The 18347-nt window shown below is 62.6% G+C and carries 13 protein-coding genes and 1 pseudogene; 4 read left to right on the top strand and 10 right to left on the bottom strand.

Going from position 1 to position 18347, the window contains the following annotated elements; all coding sequences use genetic code 11:
• The first annotated feature begins 15 nt into the window (after positions 1–15).
• Positions 16–1653 carry a PKD domain-containing protein gene (locus BMX07_RS17170; protein WP_090620164.1) on the top strand — a complete coding sequence of 546 codons (1638 nt, stop codon included), beginning with the start codon at positions 16–18 and terminating at the stop codon, positions 1651–1653.
• Between the two features lie 1158 nt (positions 1654–2811).
• Here BMX07_RS17170 and BMX07_RS17160 read toward each other — a convergent pair.
• From BMX07_RS17160 to BMX07_RS17125, 7 genes are all read right to left on the bottom strand, one after another.
• Positions 2812–3621 carry an ABC transporter permease gene (locus tag BMX07_RS17160; protein ID WP_090620157.1) on the bottom strand — a complete coding sequence of 270 codons (810 nt, stop codon included), beginning with the start codon at positions 3619–3621 and terminating at the stop codon, positions 2812–2814.
• On the bottom strand, positions 3621–4739 hold the full coding sequence (locus BMX07_RS17155; protein ID WP_090620154.1) for an ABC transporter ATP-binding protein: 1119 nt from the start codon (positions 4737–4739) through the stop codon (positions 3621–3623). Before BMX07_RS17155 ends, BMX07_RS17160 begins: the two co-directional genes overlap by 1 nt.
• Before the next feature lie 249 nt (positions 4740–4988).
• Positions 4989–5537 carry a hypothetical protein gene (locus BMX07_RS23875; RefSeq protein WP_139210941.1) on the bottom strand — a complete coding sequence of 183 codons (549 nt, stop codon included), beginning with the start codon at positions 5535–5537 and terminating at the stop codon, positions 4989–4991.
• 484 nt (positions 5538–6021) lie between these two features.
• Positions 6022–6855 carry a phosphosulfolactate synthase gene (locus BMX07_RS17145; protein WP_090620146.1) on the bottom strand — a complete coding sequence of 278 codons (834 nt, stop codon included), beginning with the start codon at positions 6853–6855 and terminating at the stop codon, positions 6022–6024.
• 75 nt (positions 6856–6930) lie between these two features.
• Entirely contained in the window at positions 6931–8283 is a 1353-nt protein-coding gene (locus tag BMX07_RS17140) for an MmgE/PrpD family protein (RefSeq protein ID WP_090620143.1), read from the bottom strand.
• 282 nt (positions 8284–8565) lie between these two features.
• The gene (locus tag BMX07_RS17130) at positions 8566–9492 is read right to left on the bottom strand and encodes an NADP-dependent oxidoreductase (protein WP_245742146.1); all 927 of its coding nucleotides are present in this window, start codon (positions 9490–9492) and stop codon (positions 8566–8568) included.
• Positions 9493–9526: 34 nt separating this feature from the next.
• The gene (locus BMX07_RS17125; protein ID WP_090620135.1) at positions 9527–10129 is read right to left on the bottom strand and encodes an NADPH-dependent FMN reductase; all 603 of its coding nucleotides are present in this window, start codon (positions 10127–10129) and stop codon (positions 9527–9529) included.
• A 351-nt stretch (positions 10130–10480) separates the two neighbouring features.
• Here BMX07_RS17125 and BMX07_RS17120 point away from each other — a divergent pair.
• A pseudogene (locus BMX07_RS17120) lies at positions 10481–11496 on the top strand (M48 family metallopeptidase).
• Positions 11497–12250: 754 nt separating this feature from the next.
• Here BMX07_RS17120 and BMX07_RS17115 read toward each other — a convergent pair.
• Both BMX07_RS17115 and BMX07_RS17110 read right to left on the bottom strand, forming a co-directional pair.
• Positions 12251–12748 (bottom strand): DUF8154 family protein, encoded by a 498-nt coding sequence (locus tag BMX07_RS17115; protein ID WP_090620133.1) that lies wholly within the window; start codon positions 12746–12748, stop codon positions 12251–12253.
• Positions 12741–13421: a nucleotidyltransferase domain-containing protein gene (locus tag BMX07_RS17110; protein ID WP_090620130.1), complete on the bottom strand. Its 681-nt coding sequence runs from the start codon at positions 13419–13421 to the stop codon at positions 12741–12743. Before BMX07_RS17110 ends, BMX07_RS17115 begins: the two co-directional genes overlap by 8 nt.
• A gap of 393 nt (positions 13422–13814) precedes the next feature.
• Here BMX07_RS17110 and BMX07_RS17105 point away from each other — a divergent pair, with 393 nt between their 5' ends.
• A complete protein-coding gene (locus tag BMX07_RS17105) occupies positions 13815–15170 on the top strand; it encodes a metallophosphoesterase (protein ID WP_090620128.1) in 1356 nt (451 codons plus the stop codon).
• 238 nt (positions 15171–15408) lie between these two features.
• Here the strand turns inward: BMX07_RS17105 and BMX07_RS24900 are convergent, their stop codons facing one another.
• Entirely contained in the window at positions 15409–16689 is a 1281-nt protein-coding gene (locus tag BMX07_RS24900; protein WP_217643704.1) for a DUF2238 domain-containing protein, read from the bottom strand.
• A gap of 285 nt (positions 16690–16974) precedes the next feature.
• Between BMX07_RS24900 and BMX07_RS17095 the strand changes: the two genes are divergently transcribed.
• Positions 16975–18342: an alpha/beta fold hydrolase gene (locus tag BMX07_RS17095; protein ID WP_090620125.1), complete on the top strand. Its 1368-nt coding sequence runs from the start codon at positions 16975–16977 to the stop codon at positions 18340–18342.
• Positions 18343–18347 lie beyond the last annotated feature (5 nt).

Genomic DNA, 18347 nt, shown 5'->3' with positions numbered 1-18347 from the left:
CGTACCACACAGCCAATGAAACGAACGCGCAGAACCGTTCTCCGTGATGTATCGCTACTTACCGCCGCGCTCGCCGGCGCGGGCACCGTTGCGGCCGACGACGTTCCCGCGTGGGATGCCGAAACCGTCTACACGAGCGGTGACCGGGTCGTCCACGACGGCTCCGTCTGGGAAGCCCAGTGGTGGACCCGGGGGGACGAACCCGGCTCGCGGGAGTGGGGGCCGTGGGAACGCGTCGAGGACGTCCCCGAGGAGCCGACGCCGCCCGAGGGGCCGACGGCGTCGATCGCCGTCAGCGAGACGCCGGTCGCGCCGACCGAGTCGATCGTGTTCGACGCCGCCGACTCGACGGGCGAGATCGACGCCTACGAGTGGGACTTCGGCGACGGCACCGAAGCCGCTGGCGACGTGGTCGAGCACGCCTACGACGAGGCCGGCGAGTACGGTGTCGAACTCGTCGTCACCGATACCGACGGTCGCACGGACGCCGCGACCACCACGGTCAGCATCGAAGAGCGAGACGCCGATCCCGACGACATCACGGCCGACACCACGATCGTCGAGTTCTACGAGGACTACGACGAGCGGTACGTGCCCGAACTGTTCGACATCTGGATGCCGGACGACGCATCGGACTACGGTGCGGACACGGACGCGATTCGAAACAACGTCGACGACGGCTCCCTCGAGTTCGGATCGCTAGGCACGCAGGCGCTCCCGTGGGTCCAGCAGTTCGACGACGCCGGCCTTCCGCGACACGCCAGTTCACAGCTCCTGCCGTGGCTTTCGGTACTGCCCGAGGAGACGGAGACGCCGACGTTCCAGGGCAGCGGCCGCAGCGTGGCGTGGGACCAGACGGCCGGCCCGACTGCGGCGACCAACGATCCGTCCACGTTCGTCCAGTCACAGTGGCCCACGGACGCGATCGGCGAAGCAGACGAGGAAGTCGCCGAACGGGATGCCGTCCACAACCAGCCACAGCACCGGGACGACTGGGACTCGCACTTCTCCCTCCCGGACGAAATCCTGTACAACCACGACAATCAGCTGCTCGATACCATCGCGAACGACGTCCATCCCGTGACCGGCGACCCGCTGGGCGGTGACGGGTTCACTGCGAACGCGCCCATGGACGTCACAGCAGAAGTTCACGCCGACGGCTGGAGCGGACATCAGGTTCTCGTCTTCGAGAACACCGGCCCGGTCCCGTACCACCTCGACGGGGCGGTCATCTGGTGGGTCGGCCCGTCGAAGTACGGCAACACGATGTCCGCGGGTCACTACAACAACGAACAGCGACCGGAACCCGGCGTCGGTCACCCACAGCGAGACATCATCGAGGTCGTGCTCGACGACGAGCACATGCCCGACCGCTACGAGGGCGAGGACGTCGACCTCTCGGCGTTTGCCGTCCGGCTGGCGTTCCACGACTCGCCGTACATGTTTCGGACCGCCTACCCCGGCCAGTACTGGTCGCTCGAGATCCGCACCGGCGATAACCTGGGCGGGCGCTACCAGGGTGACGACGACCGGCAGCGACTCGTCGACACGATGGTCGATACGTGTCACGTCGAACTCAGGCGCGACCTCGACATCGAGCGCAACACCGAACTCGTCGAAACGATCGAGCTCACGAACCGGGTTGCGAACTGAGAACTGGATCGCACCGGTCCAGTTCCGCAGGCCGTTCGACCACTCTGTCGGGGGACGGCAGCGGGACGAGCGGGGCGACCGGGACTACTGAGGCAGTCCTCACTCGAGCGCGTTACGGCCGTCGCCCAGCGGACCCAGTTTCGGCCGGGCATCGGACACGGGCCTGGCGGTCGGCGGCTGTCTCGAGCGGCCCGTCGCCGTTCGTCCGTTGCAGGAGACCGGAGACGGTGGTCCGTTCTGCTTGACCGGCGGACGGCCTGCGTTTGCGGCGTTCTCTACCGAAAGCTGGCCGCTCAACGGTTGTCGCAGTGGTCCGATTCGAGCCGTGGAACGCGAGAGCGGCTGTCGTACCGGTTGCTGACGCTCGAGGTTCGACCTGTGTCGTCGAGCTACCTATTCAAAACACTGTTGAAAAATATTATGATACGGGGGAATAACCGATCGCAGAAAGTCGTCGAATACCGGTTCACGAACGCGACCATCAGCCGATCGACGATGCCGTTCCGAATCACGTCGCGCTCGCCGGAACCGTGACTCGAACCGACGATCGTCAGTACTTCGGGAACTGAGCCCTCGAGTCCGTCGTAATTCTCCTCGGCGATAGACGACGATTTCAGACGACCGTTCGTCAGCGAGGGTTCAACCGTCGGTGCGGCGACGAGGAAACTGGACTGCTATCGAACGGAGTTCCAAAGTATACGAAGTCGGAAAGATCTGTCGAATCCCTCTTTTTTGGAGATATTCACTCATGAAAACACTGCACACTCTCTGTGCGTATCCATCACGAACCACGCTGGCGGAGATACACCCCTCCGACGAGGCAAACCACTGCCACAAGCAACAATCCACCACTTAAAATGTCTCGAAGCGTTCCAGAAACTCCCGGACTACTCATCACTCCGAGACTGTTCTGAAACACGATTAATTGAATTACGAAGGCCAGTCCTCCGACCCGTATCAATACCCGTTCTCTCCTACGGTTTTGCGTATCGCTCATAGTGTACTTATCCCGGATGAGCGTAAATATATGTGGGGGACCACAGGATATTCTCGGAGATTTCAGAATGGATGAGTAGAACACTGTCTCAAGCGATCAGTCACTGAGAGTCGGTTGTGAAGTGGACAGCCTGTACTGATCGTTCGATGGGGCGGTGCCGGTCAGTAATCGCCGAGAACGCCGAGTCGTCTCGCCCGGCTGGTCGCGTACTGAAAGACCGTATACCCCAGCGCCACGTAGGCGACAGCGATGCCGAACAGCAGCCCGAGCTCGGTCGGAGCGAACTCCCAGAGCCGGACGCCGTCGATCATCGTGCGCTGGAGGAGGGCGCTGCCGAGGGCGAGGGGGAGAAACCGCATCCACCCGAGGTCGAACGCGGGCGCGGAAATGAGCACGATGAACCCGAACTGGAGCAGATTGAGCCAGTTGCCGATCTGCTTGTAGAGGACAGTCACGCCGCCGGCCGCGAGCCCGAGCCCGAGCACCGAGACGATGCTAAGCGTCGCGATGACGGCGATGGTGAACAGATGCAACTCGAGCGTCGTCCCGGTGATACCGATCATCACCACCAGGATCACCGTCGAGGTGATGAACGTCCGAACGATCTTCGCGACCCCTTTCAGTAGCACGACGGGCGCGAATCCGAACGGCGACATCACGTGGCGCTCGAGGGTCCCCCACTGCACCTCGCTCCCGATGTCGTTCGAGATGGAGGAGTACGCGCCCACCGACAGCGTCCACAGGAAGTAGCCGACGATGATCCCCTCGATCGAGTCGGTGAGCGCTTGCCCGGCGACCATTTGCCCACCGTAGAAGAGGACCCCGAAGAAGAACAGGGAGACGACGATACCGCCGATCGCGTTCGCGGGATAGCGGACGAAGAGCAGAACCTCGCGGTACAGTACGGCACGTGCGAGGTGAGAGTAGCCCGCCTTCCGCGGCGCGGCGGCCGCGTCACGACCGTGTGACATTATCGATCCCTCCCTTCGACCGTCGTCAGGTCGACGAACACGTCCTCGAGGTCCGGCTCGATCGTCCGTACGCGCTCGAGTGTCACGTCCTCGGCGCGGAGTCGATCCAGCAACTCGTAGAGCCCGTCGCTATCCGTCGTCACGTCGATCCGGGCGCCACGATCGCGCGACTCGACGCTGATCGTGTCGAATCTGTTCCGGAGCGTCGAAACGATCGCCGCGTCGAGATCGCCGCTCGTGATCTGTATGTGGTGCAGATCGGTCCCGTGAAGCAGGGCATCGACGGTGTCGTCCGCGACGATCTCTCCGTCGGACATCACGAGGACGCGATCACACACCGTCTCGACGACGTCCATGTCGTGACTGCTGAGGACGACGGTCAGCGCCTCCTCCTCGACGAGTCGTCGTAGTTCCCGCTGGAGGGTCCGCGAGCTCTCGATATCCAACCCCAGCGTCGGCTCGTCGAGGAACACGACCTTCGCTCCCCCCGCGAGAACGCTCGCTAACGACACTTTCTGCTTCATCCCGCGCGATAAGTCGCGGACGGGAACGTCCGCTTTCTCCGTGAGCCCCAACTGCGCCAGCAGCCGGTCGTGGCGCTCGCTCACCGAATCCGGATCGACGCCGCTGATCGTGGCGAAGTACCGGAGATTCTCCCGGACGGTCAACCGCCAGTAATCGTTGCGCGCCCCCTCGAGCATCGCATCGACGTGGGCGTACGCTTCTCGTGGCCGATCGTGGAGGTCGACGCCCCGAATCCGAACGGTCCCCTCCTCCGGCAGCACCATCCCGAGAATCGATTTGATGAGCGTCGTCTTCCCGGCCCCGTTCGGGCCTAACAGTCCCACGATCGACCCGGTTTCGATGTCGAGGGTGACGTCGTCCACGGCGGTGATCGCCTCCGGACCGTCGCCGAACCGCTTGCGCAGACCGGTTACGGAAACGGCGACGTCGCGGCCGTCCATCGCCGAACCGCTACTACTGGTACTGGTAGCGGCTTCACGAACCGGCTCGGCCTCCTCACTGGCGGCCGTCTCGTCGACCGCTGAACGGCTGGCCGATTCCGGAGCTAACTCCTCACTGTGCGGGGTATCAGCCGCCGCACTGGGCCTCGGCATCCTGTCGTCTCGCACGGTCACAGTACTGGTTGAAGTAAGCCAGCTACAAAAACGCGAGGTCGCACTTCCGCCCCCGTCGGCGAAAAGGGGCTCTCGAAACGACACGGACTCGGTGGTATCTGGTGCGTAGTCGTGGTGTCATTTCGGTTGTCTCGCTCGGCGGAAATCCCCTTGGATGATTTCACGACCGACAGACCGTGGGGGAGGTCAAAACGCGGAATCTCGAGGAGCGTCAGTGGGCTCCCTCGTCTACGCCTCCTCCGATTTATCGTCATCAATGCTGAATTCAGTATGGTTTCCGTAGTCTATATTTTGCATCCCAAAACTAGCCACGTCACACTCAGTCCTCGCAACCCTCATTTCGTTTTCAGAAATCATAACTCCTGCATCAGTATTGCCTCCGGAAGTGTCTGTTTCACCACGTTCACAGCGTTTCACGTCCCAATCGAACGATTGCGTTATACTCCCATTGATTTCGGCAACGATCTCGTACTCGGATCCGTTCTGCCCAACAGCGGGCACTTCAAACCCTGTTTTCCCAGGGATCTGGTACTTCTGGTTATATATTTGTTCTTCTTCGTCGCCTATTACGGTAATATTCACTTTATGACTACTGTGGTCGTAATTTTCGACCCAGATCGAGTCGACACGATCAGTCGTCTTCTTTCTACTAGTATTTAGACCAGTAGCATTCTCGGAAACTCCACGATCACCCTCAGTATCTTTCGGAACGTCCGTTCCCGAACATCCGCACGAAATCAAAAGTCCGATAGAAGCCAAAACTTTCCTCCTGTCCATACACTGTATTAACGCGCAGCGATTGAAAAGCCGCTGCCCAATATGGAACCTTCTCACCGTACGTTATGTTCTATCACGATGGTGAACCGTACTACTCACTATGCTCGTTACTCCACCCCGTATTCGGACCAGAGATGCTGGCCAACTACCGGGAGTTGATGATTGTGAGGTGCGGACTGACAGTCTCCAGTGACTCCACTCTCTTCACCGTGCTCGAGCAGCACCTGTTCTGGGACGGCGAGTACACGCTCCAAATCGACGGCGTTCTCGGTGCGGTGCGCTCCCCACCGGGTGCCCTGATCCTCGAGGGGCAACGCGGCCCGGCGGTCTTCCTCTCGGTACCCCTGGTGTGGCTGACCCGGCCTGTCGGTCGGCTCGAAAACCATCCGTCTCACTGCCACGTCTCTCGATCCGCAAAACGGAACGCACCGAAACGCGTGACGGAACCGATTCGCCGACTCGGTGGTCCCGACCTGCGGTTCGGCTATTCGTCGTCGCCTTTCCAGGTGACGGTTCGCCCCCAGGTGGTCGCCTTCCCCCAGAGGCCGGAGCGCATGCACTCCAGTTCGACGATCTGGGAGTTGTCGACGAACAGATTGATCTCGGGACCGAAGTTCTTGATGTACCACTCGAACATCTCCGGGCCCGGGGCCTCGAACACGAGGTTCTCGATCCCCAGTTCGTTCGCGATCTGGTAGGCGACGTCCGTTCGCCACTCGGTGACCTCCTCGGTGATACCTTCGGCCTCGACCATCAGCAGGTCTGCGCCCGCCTCCAGGTGCCGACGACCCTCTTCGATGGCCTGCTCGGGATCCTGCTGGCCCTGCTCCTCCAAGATCTCCGGGTCGGTGGCACCGCCAGCGCCGAACTGGACGTTGATCTCCGGTTTGGGCTGGATCTCGTAGTCGTCGGCCACGAGTTCCGTCATTCGAACCATGTCGTCGGTACCGATGGCGAGGAATCCGCTCGATAGCTCGACGATGTCGAAGCCGAGCCGTTCGGCTTCCTCGAAGTACTGCTCGATTTTGTCGTTGTCACGGATGAGGACGTTCTCGACGAACCCGCCCGTGGACACCTTCACGTCGAACTCGTGGCAGACGTCGATCAACTCCGTCACCGCCGCTTCGGGCATCAACGCGAACGATCCGCCGCTGAACTTGTAGATGTCGACGTACTGCCCCATCGTCTCCAGTATATCGCGGAGTTCGCGCGGCCCCATCGGGTCGTAGTACGGCCCCCGGATCTCCGTGATTCCCTTCTCTCGAGGCTTCTCCTCGCGCTCGTTGTGATGCAGGAACTCGAACGTGCGATCTACCATAATCCGGTAGCAGACTCGATCGCTGTCTGCTTAGTGAGGGGGGCAACAGTCAGGTCTCTCTGAGAGTACGAGTCGTCACGTCAACAGGGTGACGAGGTCGTCGACGGTCCGTGATTCCAGCTCCCTGACCGTCGCGACGACGTCGTCTCGGCGACCATCGTCGAGGACAGTGCCGGCCGTGTCGTGGAATTTCGACTCGATCTGATCCCAACGCATCGGGTTCGTCGGATGGCCCTGGAAGGCGTCTTTTTCGACCACGTGGGTGGTGCCGTCCTCGAGTTCGACCGTCACGCGAGCGGGCATCTCCCCGGCTTCGAACCGTTCGGTGAACGCCTCGTTCGCTTCTACGGTGACGTGCCGGAGGAGGTACTGGACGTCGTCGCGGGTGATGCGCTCCGGCCCGTACTGTGCGTTGCCCATCTCCCGGTCGAGTAGCGCTGCTGCTAACATATACGGGAGCGAGTGGTCGGCCTGCGCCTTCGTCTCGACCGTGTGGCGATCACCTTCGCCACCACCGATGATGAGCTTCGCGCCGGCGAACGTTTCTAAATCGACGAGCGTGACGTCGCTGCCGGTGAGATCTTCCCGTTCGGCCAGTTCGATAACGCCCTCGACGGCGGACTGGGCGTACGTCTCGGCGACGTACCGCTTCGTCATGACGTCGTGCACCCTCGTGCAGCCGGGGTCGAGGTCGACCTCGAACTCGCCGCTGATCACCTGTTTCCACCCCTTCTGTCCCTCGAAGAGGTTCTTCGGCCCCTCCATTCCGTCACTGGCCAGCAGGGCCGCGTAGACGGCGTTACGGGCGGCGTTGGCCGATGCGATGCCCTTCCACTCGTTGATGCCGCCGGTGCGGGTCACGCGGAGGGCGTTGTGGGCGGTCCCGGCGATGCCGATGGCGTCCCTGGTCGTCTCGGCGTCGAGGTCGAGCACCTTCGCGACGCCGCAGGCCGCCGAGATGACCGTGTGGGTCACGTGGTCCCACCCCTTGTCCCGGACCGGCGCGTTCCAGGCGAGTTCGCCCTGAACCTCGTAGGCGACGCCGATCCCCTCGAGGAGTTCCTCGCCGGAGGCGTCGACGGCCTCGCCTGCGGCGACGATGGCTCCGATGTTGTCGCTCGGGTGGGGCGTTTCGCCGGGCGCGAGAAAGGAATCCATGAAGTCGAGATAGCGCGTCAGCGCCGTGTTGTGCATCGCGGCGCCGACCGGCGACGCGGACTCGCCACGCCCCCAGAGCGTGCAGTCGTCGCCGGGGTTCGCTCGCTGGACCGTCCGATGGACGACGTCCACCGGCTCCGCCCCGAGGGCGTTGATCCCGATCCCGACCGAATCGAGTATGCGCTTTTTCAGTTCCTCCCGCGTGTCCTCGGAGAACGCTTCGATGGAGACCGCCTGAACGAACCTGGAGAGCTCTTCGGTCGTCGCCATGTGTTCGGGACGGTCGCTTGGCGGAAACCTATTTTGCCGGAATTCCGCGCCCCTCTCTCGGTCGGGACCGATCGTCTGTGGGCAACTCTCGAGTCGAGCGTTCACCGGGAACGGAGCCAGCATCGTCCCGCCACCGTCGCTGGAGATCAACAGCGGATACGCGCTCGAGTCCCGCGACGATCTCGAGACCGAGCGCCTCGTCGTATCCTTCGGCTGCCTCGGAGCGGACAGGCCCCACAGTTCGACGTGCTCGATCCCCTCGACCTGACCCGTGTCCGGCAGTTATTCGTCGTCGATCACCCCTACGACGAGTTTACCACGAACGTGGCCGTCTGCACTCTGTTCGAGTGCCTCCTGTGTGTTAGCGAGTGGATACGTATCACTGATCGTGGGCTCGAGAACGCCCGCTTCAACGTGGGTAGCCACCTGTCGAAGTATTGCCGGATCTGACTCCGTGAGAACATCGAAGAAGCGGACTGCAACGTCGTCCTCTGTCCGGCATCGCTCGATACCGTCTTCTGACGGTTGCTCCGGGAGCGTGACGACCACACCACCTGGCTGAGTAACGTCGACCGACCGTTCTAGGACTTCGCCACCGATGGCATCGAGGACGATATCTACATCGTCGAGGATGGCTTCGAATCGCTCCTCGCGGTAGTTGACGAACTCGTCAACGCCGAGATCGCGGAGGAACTGCTCGTTTCGTCCCGAGGCGGTGCCGATCACATGCGCTCCGGTATTCTTCGCCAACTGGATGGCCATGTGACCGACGCCACCGGCCGCCCCGTGGACGAGAACCCGCTGTCCGGGCTCGAGTCCGCCGGTCTCATAGAGGGCGTGAAAGGCGGTCTGGCCTGCCATTGGAACGCCCGCAGCATCGGTGTGCGAAAGCGATGCCGGCTTCGCCGTGACTTCCGCGGTACTCATCGTCGCGTATTCGGCAAACGTGCCGCCAGCACCGGGCGGTCGCACCATGCCGCAGACGGCGTCACCCCGTTCAAACGCCGTCACGTCATCCCCGACAGACACGACGACGCCTGAGAGGTCCCAACCGGGGATCCACGGAAGCGGTTCGTCGCGTACCTCCGGGAGTGCTCCGCGGCAGATGAGCCAGTCGAGTGGATTTACGCCAGCTGCGTGGACACGCACGAGCAGTTCGTCGCTGTTCGGTTCGGGTCGGGGGACATCTTCGTAGACCAGCGCGTCCATCCCGTCGAGAGTTGGAAGTTGCATTGCTCTCATGTTAGTTGTCTGCCCCGAAGTCAGCCGTGGGGGCGGCTGACAGCTGGTTTAATTCCGGGTAGCTCGACATGCCTGCGTAGGCGACGAGTTCGTGCCCGAGTCGCCGCGCTCGCTCGGCGATGTCGGAATCGCTGATTCCATCGTCGGTGATTACTGTCTGCGAATTGGGAATCGCAACCTCCGTCGGCAGGGTCCACGCGCGGAGCGTCCGACTAACGGCCCGGAGGTGTCCGAGTGCGGAGCCAGGGAAGTCCCCTGCTGCGACTTCGAGCAGGCCGACAGTCGTTCCCTCGAAGTCGTCACGCCGACAGTAGTCCAGAGCGTTTTTGAGTGCACCCGAGTAGGACCCGTGGTAGTTGGGCGTCCCGAGAAGGACACTATCGGCCTGTACGACGGATTCTCGGAGTCTCTCCGCGTCCGGGACGTCCGTCTCGTCGGCGTGTAATCTCGGCAGGTCGTACGATCGTAGGTCGATCAGTTCTGTCGTCGCACCACCCTCAGCCGCGGCTGTGAGTACCTCGTTCGTGGCGATTCGCGTCCGGCTTTCGTCACGCAAACTGCCACAGACTGCGATCACGTTCGGATTTGTTCGGCTCGTTGTCATCGTCGTTGGATAGGCGATCTCACCAGAAAAATCGTTCCTAAACTGATGTTTTGTAGTGTTCCTTGCAAAAACCAGTTTTAGAAACAGAAGCTACACCGTCAGATCAGTGACAACGACCGCGTTGGAGAGGCTGCGAAATCCGCGCCGTGATAGATAGGTACTGCTCGATGAGCTTCCCCCATGACACACGAGAGTACTGTGTGCCGAGTCCGTCGTCGTGTCGAGTCGATAGCTGTCGTCGGCGGTATCCAAATCGTCATCGAACGCAGACGGATATTCGACCGGTACTCGGAGCTACCGCGCACCGCCGCTCCCGAAATACTGTTCGGAATTCGGGAGCGAGCCGACAGTGTGCCACTCTCCCCGAACCGTCACCGCCAGATTCGGATCGCTGGTGCACTCGCGCTGGTGGTGGGCGTCAACGCGCTCTTCCTCTCGGTCCTCGCCTGGAGCGGTCTCCGTGTGGCGTCTGCGAGCGGGCGGCCACTGCCGACTGCATTCGGGGTTCCGTTCACCGTGGGTGCGGTCCTCCTCGGCGCGATCGGACTCGCCGCCCTGCAGGGACGATACGCCTCGCGAACTGTCGTTGCTGGGCTCAGTCTCGAGGAACTCGAGGGTGGCGGTCCGCGAACCGTCACCGGAGGAGTCCGACGGCTGGCAGCGCAGGCGAATGTCCCGTCCCCGTCGGTGGCCGTCGCCGACCGAGCCGAACCGGGTTGTCTGACCGTCGGACCGCAACGGTCGCCGACGATCGTCGTCACGACGGGACTGCTCGAGCAACTCGACGGGGACGAACTCGAAGCGGTCCTCGCTCACGAGGTTGCTCACGTCGCCAACCGTGACCTCTCGGTCGTCACCGCCGTCGCCGCGACCGTCGCGATCGGCGATCGGGCTGGCGTATCTCGTCGTGCGCATCGTCGCACGGGGACTGCTCGGTGTGAACGCGATCTCGCTCGGACTGTTCTCGAAGACCCGCGAGTACGCCGTCGATCGTAGAGCGTGTCAGCTCATCGGCGACCCGGCCGCGTTGGCGGGCGCACTCGAGACGCTCGAGGACGACCGTCCGAAGCAGGACGCACGGGTGTACGCGAGCGCGATGCTCGGGAATCGTGCCGCGGCCGCTGTCAGTCGAGGATGCGGAGGGCAATGCGGAACACTGGGTGGACCGGTATTTGCCGGGCGTCTCGTTCGAGGGACCTGCGGGTCCCAACGGGGTAAATCGAGTTTTGATATGGCTCTACACGAGGGTCGTCCGCCCGACGATGTCGGAGGTTCGTCGGATGCTCGGGTGGCGACCCTCGACGCACCCGGCGACTGAAACCCGGATCGAGCAGTTGCGATCGCTCGAGCAGCGTCGGCGGCGATAAGCGGTTTGAACCGAGGTGACGGTGGCGGCCCGCGCTGCAGTGAGGCACCGCTCAACGGAGATGGTCAGGGGAGGTGATACCGAGCGATCTCCGCCGCCCCGCATCGAGGGCACGCGTCGGTCGCCTCCGCGACGGTGGTCCCACGGTGTCGGCACTCGTATCTGTGAACCGTTTCGCTCCCGCCAGTTACTACCCGGGAGATCCATCCAGCTATCATCGTCGAGAAAATCCCGCAGGACCCTCAGTATCACGATACTCTGCGTCTATCGTCGTTCTCTCACCCGACATAGGCTCGCTGACCGGACGGACGATCGTGATGTCGGAATTGCACAGTGAGTGCGAACGGAGCTGTGGTTAATTCATCCTATATGTGCCATTTTGACCCGCCCTCCTTTGCCGAGGTGAGCTGCGGTGGTACGTGGAGCGTGTTATCGCGACCGGTCTGAGGAACTGCTCGCTGTACGAGTAGAGCGTCCAAATCGGTATATAACCGATCCAACCGCGGTGAAACTGAAACGGAAGGATCGCGTTCGGCAGGAACTCGCGTCAATGCCATTGTCCTTCGGGCCTCGTGAAAAGCGACGAGCGGTTTTGAACCCGACCTCTCTCTTCAGCCTTTCCTTGACACGACCGCGGTGAGTGCGGGAGATTTCCCCACCGGAGCAGAGAACGGTGCTACTCTGGAAGATCCCGTAATTGGGCGACGGAAGGGCTGTCCCGGGAGTCCGCAAGAGCGATTTGATGTGGTCTCGCCTCAGTCTATCTCGTCACAGAGACACTCGTGGCTCTGTGGAGACCGGTTGACGACGAAGGCGTGGATCTCCCTGGCAAGCGCATACATCTCCGCGGCACGATCCGCCGCGGCGAGGCCGTCTTGGTAGTACGTTTTCGCCCGGTGATCGCGCCAGAGATCGGCGAGGTCTTCTGCGGTCGATTCGGCCACGATTCCGATTGTCGCTGCTTCTCGGTATACCCCGGGATGCGTGCCGGGGAGATCGTCTGGCTGCATCCTCCCCCGCTCGAGGAGCCGGAATTCGATCGTCCGTTCGATAGCTACGAACGATGCTTCGACGACGAGCGTGTCGTACCGTGCATCACGCAGGGTTCCAGCACCAGCGAGCAACCGACACGCCTTCCGTAACTGGAGGAGCGCTGCGTCCTCGACGTCGAGACCGGGTTCGATGGCGGTTGGCCGGCGGTCGAACGCCGCCTGAACGTCGTCGATGAGCTGCTCGATGCGTGTACTACTCATCGGCGAACACCTCCTTGCGAAGCGACTGAAGCTGGTCGTCACCGTCCACTGTGATACCCTCTGCGAAGATTTCACGGAGCTTCGATCCGGCTCGTTGTGCGCTCTCCGCGGATTCGACGTACGGCTCGAAATCGAACCGATCTCCATCGAATCGCTGCTCGCGGAGCTCGGCAACGACGTCGGTCACGATGCGTCGAGCACTCGTCCGGTCGCCGTCGACGACGACGAACAGGTCGATGTCGCTCTGGCGGTCCGCCTCTCCGCGAGCGACGCTTCCGAAGACGACGATGCCGAGAATAGTGTCGACGTCGTCAGCGTCGGCGATTGCGGTTCGAACCCGCTCAACGAACGCTCGAATCGGTGCGTGGAACTCCGACTGGTCGACCGCGAGTATCGGATCGTCTTTCTGGAGGCGGTCCGGGTCGATAGCGACGTAGTTCCGCTGCGGCGTCTCCCGTATCCGAACGGCACCGATACGCTCGAGCAGCTCGACGGCCCGCCAGACTGTCGAGCGAGTGACGTCCGTCGCATCGACGAGATCGGGGATCGTGAACTCAGTCTCGTGGGCGTCGACGAGCAGACGGAGAATATCGTCCGCTGCTTTGATGCGAAATACGTCGGCGTCCGCATCCGGGTACGCGTCGATGCAGACTGTAATATCTCGTTTCGCCATCTCAGACACTGTCTGATTTTGTGCAACGAGGTATAAATAACTGGCTACGATACCCCGGACGCCGTCTCAGCTGAATATCGCTCTGGAGGGTGGAATCTTGCCGCTGTCGTCACAATGGCTGTTACAGACGTCTGTAACAGATATATCTCTGGTATCGGCGTAACTGGCAACGCTACTGCAGTGACTCCGAGATGACAGTGCTCGACCTGGCCGCAGATCGAGCGACGACGTTCAGTAAGACGGTTTAGCAACTCGCTCGAGACGGGGGTCGCCCGGTGATCGACCGGCCCGGAACCGAGCCGGCCATTCGCGTCGTGACCCCCGGAGGAGCGCGGTTGTCTCCTCGAACTGCCGGGCACAGGACCTTGTGTGATGGACACGATAGTCGACTCTATGACGGACGACGCCGACGGCCGGGTCTATTACGTTATCAGCGACCTCCACATCGGCGGCGACGAACAGCTGGGGACGGTCGATTTCCTCGACGAGTTGCTCGACTTTCTCGAGCGGCTGGAAACGACTGACGAGGACGCGGAGCTGATCATCAACGGTGACGCGTTCGGCCTCTGGGAGCTCACCGAAATCGAGGGGCTGGAGAAGTTCGACGTTCTCGTCGAGACGTATCCGGCGCTGTTCGAACAGCTCCGTGCGACCGGCGAGTCCGTCCCGATCACGCTGCAACCGGGTAACCACGACCACGAACTCGCCGCCTACGACGCGTACGTCGAGCGCCTCGCCGAGTACAACGTCGATCTCGTCCGATCCGAGTCGATCACCCGGCCGGTCGGCGACCGAACGGTTTACTTCGAACACGGCCACCAGCGGGATCCCAACAACCGAATCGAGGACTTCGGCAATCCGCACGCGACGCCAATGGGGTACTTCTATAACACGCACGTGACGAGTCGGGCCGGACAGCTGTCCGACCGGGGACGGTACAACTGGTTGAAAGACGTACAGGCGGTCACGCCGACCGAGCGCATGCCGCACTGGCTCGTCTCGAAGTACTTCTACCGCGAGATGAATCCGCTTTTGCGGTACGCTGCGGTCCCGTTTCTGTTGCTGTTCAACGTCAGCGTCATCTTGGCGGTGCTCGCGGGGCTCGATCTGGCCGGCATCTGGACGATGCCGGTCGAATCGGCCGACGCGTTTCTGGATCGGTTCGGCCTCGCGGGAACGGCCGTTCACCTGCTACTCACGATCAACGCGGTGATCGCCGGGTTGTTGTTGCTCGTCGGGATTCCCGCGTACTTCCTGCTTCGGGACGTCAGGGAGACGGTCGACCGGTTCGGGATCGCCGAGACGGACCTCACGGTCGATCCGGAAGCGCCGTACGTGCGGGCCGCCCGTGAGGTCTTCGCCGACCGCCCGGAGACGGCCGTCTTCTGTTACGGACACACCCACCGGCCGTCGATGCGGCAAGTCGAGGACAGGCTGCTCGTCAACACCGGAACCTGGCTGAAGCGACTCCACCGGCGGGACGTCGTCGCCGGGCGACTCCCACCGGTCTTCTATCCGTCGTATCAGCTGTGTGTCGTCCGCATCGAAGCCGTTGCCGAGGGCGTCGCGGTCGAGTTCGAAGGGATCGAGAAATCGAGTCCGACCGCGAAAGAGCTCACGTTCACCGAGCGACTGCTCACGCTGGGTCGGTCGCCGAACCCCGAATTACCCGGCCGTGCGGTCGTCGAGAACGCGGCGACCGGTTCTCCCCTCGAGCGCTCGAGGGAGCGATCCGACCGGGTTTCGTGACGCGGCCGTTCGTCCCCGATCGCCTCTATCGGCCCGACGGTGATCGGTATGCGCCCGCTCTTCGCCTGCGGATGTCTTCCGTACCAGCGTCGGCTCCTGACACCAGGACGTTCAGGAGCCGTCTCGACCTGCCGACGATAATCGAGGGGGCACTGCCCTTCGGCCGTCGGTCGACGTACCCCTGTCGTTCGAGGAGGAGTAGCGAGCAATGGCGGCCATCCGTCCGTGTCGCGGGACGTCACTCCTCCCGCCGCCGGAAGCCCCACTCGAACACGATGCCGGCGACTACCCCGGCCACCACGGCGTGGAGGAACTCCCACATAAGCGCGGTCTCGATCTCGGCGTCCGTGTAGCCGGGCTGTAAGAGCAGCTCCGTTCCCAGAGAGAGGTCAGCGAACCAGCGACCGAGCGCCCAGAGTCCCGCCGTCGCCATCGTCGTGACGACGACGAAGACGACGGCGAACCGGGGCGACATCCTGACGGCCGTGAACAGGTTGAGTTCGACCGCGATCACGAGTGCGACCGTCGCGACGGCAACGTAGGTGACGAGATTCGACGTCAGCCACGGCTGTTCGATCACGGTACCGAATACCGGGAGGCTGGCGAGTCCGAGGACCGGCCACGGAAGCGTCGCCCGGTGATCCCGATACGCCAGCGCCGGGAGCAGCGCCAACGCCAGCACGACGCCGACGCGTATCGCTGCGAGGATGGCACCGGCGAACACCCCGCCGATCGCGACGGCGCCGAGGAAGACGGTGACCGCCCAAGACGCACGCGCGTTCGCCGGTCCGTCGGACACGAACCCGCCGAAGTGTCCGGATTCGTCACCGCCTCGTGTCGTCGTCCGTCCAGCAGCGGGGTCGTCCCGGACCCCGTCGTGCGTGCCGTCATGGTGGTCGCCGATCCTGGCCGCGAGCGTATCGATCATCGTCGACACCAGTCCCGTCCCGAACATGGCGACGATGACGGCTCCGACCGCGTCGAACAGCAGATCGAGAAGGGTATCCTCGAGGCCGTACTGGATGAGCACGGCCTCGAGTCCGAGCAGGTCGGCGCCGATTCGGGCGACGAACTCCGTGACCTCCCAGAAGACGCCGAAACCGAGCGTGAAGAGGAGGACGTACACCGACATGAACCGTGGCGGGAGATAGATCGCGTCGCTCCACTCGTCGACCGCGCGGGCGGTCACGTACCCGACGCCGGCGACGATCGTCGCCGAGAGCGTGTGCGTCATGTGGTCGTACCACCAGACGTCGCGATACAGGCCGAGCATTCCGACCGTGTGCAGGAAGAGCGCCCCCGTGATCCACAGCGTCATCCACGGGTCGAGACTGAGACGGTAGTCGCGTCGCAGGACGGCCGGGACGAACGTCACCCCCAGCGCGATAGCCGCGTTCACGATCACGCTCAGGGTCAGCGTGACGACTCCGACGACGAGTATGGCGCCGATAGTCGCCTGAAACAGCCGGCTGAGGAGGTGCTGAAACGAGAGCGAATTCTCGGACGGACGGTACACCATTGGTTACCTGGTCTACATCTCGACGACGTATAAGTCGTGCCGGGCGGTTTCGTGACGGAGTTCGGATGGCACGACCAACGCACGTCTCCGTCACCAGTTGTCGGTCGCCGATTTCAACTGTGATGGAGGTGTCTGCTCCGGAGGTACCCGTTTCCTCGCGGTGAACTGGTCTCTCGTGTCACTTCGCGCCGGTGTGTTTATGATACTCTCTGTAGTACGTTAGCCATACCCACGTTCACGATCGTGTCCATACCGCACTATCGGAACGGGGGTGGAGACCGAATCATGCCAAACGAAACACTAGCCAGTGACGAATGGTGGTCCGAGTATCAAGGTGTCGTCAATTCGGACCCGGAGATGACGTTGCACGGCCGAGACGCGTTCGACGAGAACTTCGTCGTCGGTATCGGTGAGGAACACTTTCTCGTCGAAATGCAGGGTGGCGAGGTGCAGGACGTCCGAACGCCGGGGCTGGACGACGCGTGGTCGTTCGGCGTGGTCGGCCCGCGCGAGGCGTGGGAGGAATTCGTCAGCGAAGTGCCGTCGCCACACCACAACGAAGTGTTCGCGTCGTTCTACCGGACCGCAGTCAAGGGGGAAGAGGGTTACTTCGACCTCATCGGCAATCACGAGGCGATATTCCAGAACTTCCGACCGTTCCAGCGGGCGCTCGACCTGATGCGGACGGCGCACAACGGCGGCCAACCGCGTACCGAAGGGTCAAACCGACCCGAAGAAGTGACGGACGAGCCCATCACGGGACAGTACGTTACCGTCGATCTCGACGGCGTCGATCATCGCATCTACTACGAAGCCGCTGGCCCGACGGACGGCATCCCGCTGCTCTGCCAGCACACCGCGGGGTGCAACAATCAGCAGTGGCGGCACGTGCTAAACGACCCGGAGATAACCGAGCACTTCCGGGTGGTCGCCTACGACCTGCCCCGGCACGGGAAATCGGTCCCGCCCTCGAGCGAGTCGTGGTGGGCCGACCAGTACGACCTCACCGCCGAGCGATTCACGGACACCATCGTCTCCATCGCCGACGCGCTCGAACTCGAGGACCCCGTGTTCATCGGCTCGAGTATGGGCGGGACGATCACGCTCGAACTCGCTGACTGGTATCCCGAGCGGTTCCGAGCCCTGATCGGTCTCGAGGCGGGCCTGTTCACGCCGGGGTTCTACATCCAGTGGCTCGACCACCCTCACGTCAACGCGAACGACGTCAACTCCCACGCGACGTGGGGGCTGATGGCCCCCCACGGGCCGGAGTGGGCGCGCCGCGAAACCCTCTACCTGTACGAGCAGGGTGCCAACGGCGTGCTCAAAGGCGATCTCCACTACTACTCTACGGATCACGACTACAGCGAATCCGCCGACGATATCGACGCTACCCAGGTTCGGATGTATCTGATGAACGGCGAGTACGATTACCTGACCAATCCCGACGACGCCCGCGAGGCCGCCGCGGCCATCGGCGACGGCGCGACGGCTCACGAGATGAAGGCGACCGGTCACTTCCCGATGAGCGAGCGCCCGGAGCTATTCCGAGCCTATCTGAAGCCCGTGCTCGACGACATTCGCGGCGTCCGAGACGAACCGGTTCCCGACGTCTTCGCACCCGAAGACTTCGGCGTCGAAGCGAACAAGTGACACAC

The organism is Natrinema salaciae (genome assembly GCF_900110865.1).
Classification (GTDB): domain Archaea; phylum Halobacteriota; class Halobacteria; order Halobacteriales; family Natrialbaceae; genus Natrinema; species Natrinema salaciae.
The sequence above is the reverse complement of the archived record's forward strand: the minus strand, read 5'-3'. Positions and strand labels throughout refer to the sequence as shown.

What these genes read in the sequence shown, in the direction of transcription:
- BMX07_RS17170 (WP_090620164.1), top strand. Translation starts at nt 16, where the DNA reads ATGAAACGAACGCGCAGAACCGTTCTCCGTGATGTATCGCTACTTACC.
- BMX07_RS17160 (WP_090620157.1), bottom strand. Translation starts at nt 3,621, where the DNA reads ATGTCACACGGTCGTGACGCGGCCGCCGCGCCGCGGAAGGCGGGCTAC.
- BMX07_RS17155 (WP_090620154.1), bottom strand. Translation starts at nt 4,739, where the DNA reads ATGCCGAGGCCCAGTGCGGCGGCTGATACCCCGCACAGTGAGGAGTTA.
- BMX07_RS23875 (WP_139210941.1), bottom strand. Translation starts at nt 5,537, where the DNA reads ATGGACAGGAGGAAAGTTTTGGCTTCTATCGGACTTTTGATTTCGTGC.
- BMX07_RS17145 (WP_090620146.1), bottom strand. Translation starts at nt 6,855, where the DNA reads ATGGTAGATCGCACGTTCGAGTTCCTGCATCACAACGAGCGCGAGGAG.
- BMX07_RS17140 (WP_090620143.1), bottom strand. Translation starts at nt 8,283, where the DNA reads ATGGCGACGACCGAAGAGCTCTCCAGGTTCGTTCAGGCGGTCTCCATC.
- BMX07_RS17130 (WP_245742146.1), bottom strand. Translation starts at nt 9,492, where the DNA reads ATGGACGCGCTGGTCTACGAAGATGTCCCCCGACCCGAACCGAACAGC.
- BMX07_RS17125 (WP_090620135.1), bottom strand. Translation starts at nt 10,129, where the DNA reads ATGACAACGAGCCGAACAAATCCGAACGTGATCGCAGTCTGTGGCAGT.
- BMX07_RS17115 (WP_090620133.1), bottom strand. Translation starts at nt 12,748, where the DNA reads ATGAGTAGTACACGCATCGAGCAGCTCATCGACGACGTTCAGGCGGCG.
- BMX07_RS17110 (WP_090620130.1), bottom strand. Translation starts at nt 13,421, where the DNA reads ATGGCGAAACGAGATATTACAGTCTGCATCGACGCGTACCCGGATGCG.
- BMX07_RS17105 (WP_090620128.1), top strand. Translation starts at nt 13,815, where the DNA reads ATGACGGACGACGCCGACGGCCGGGTCTATTACGTTATCAGCGACCTC.
- BMX07_RS24900 (WP_217643704.1), bottom strand. Translation starts at nt 16,689, where the DNA reads ATGGTGTACCGTCCGTCCGAGAATTCGCTCTCGTTTCAGCACCTCCTC.
- BMX07_RS17095 (WP_090620125.1), top strand. Translation starts at nt 16,975, where the DNA reads ATGCCAAACGAAACACTAGCCAGTGACGAATGGTGGTCCGAGTATCAA.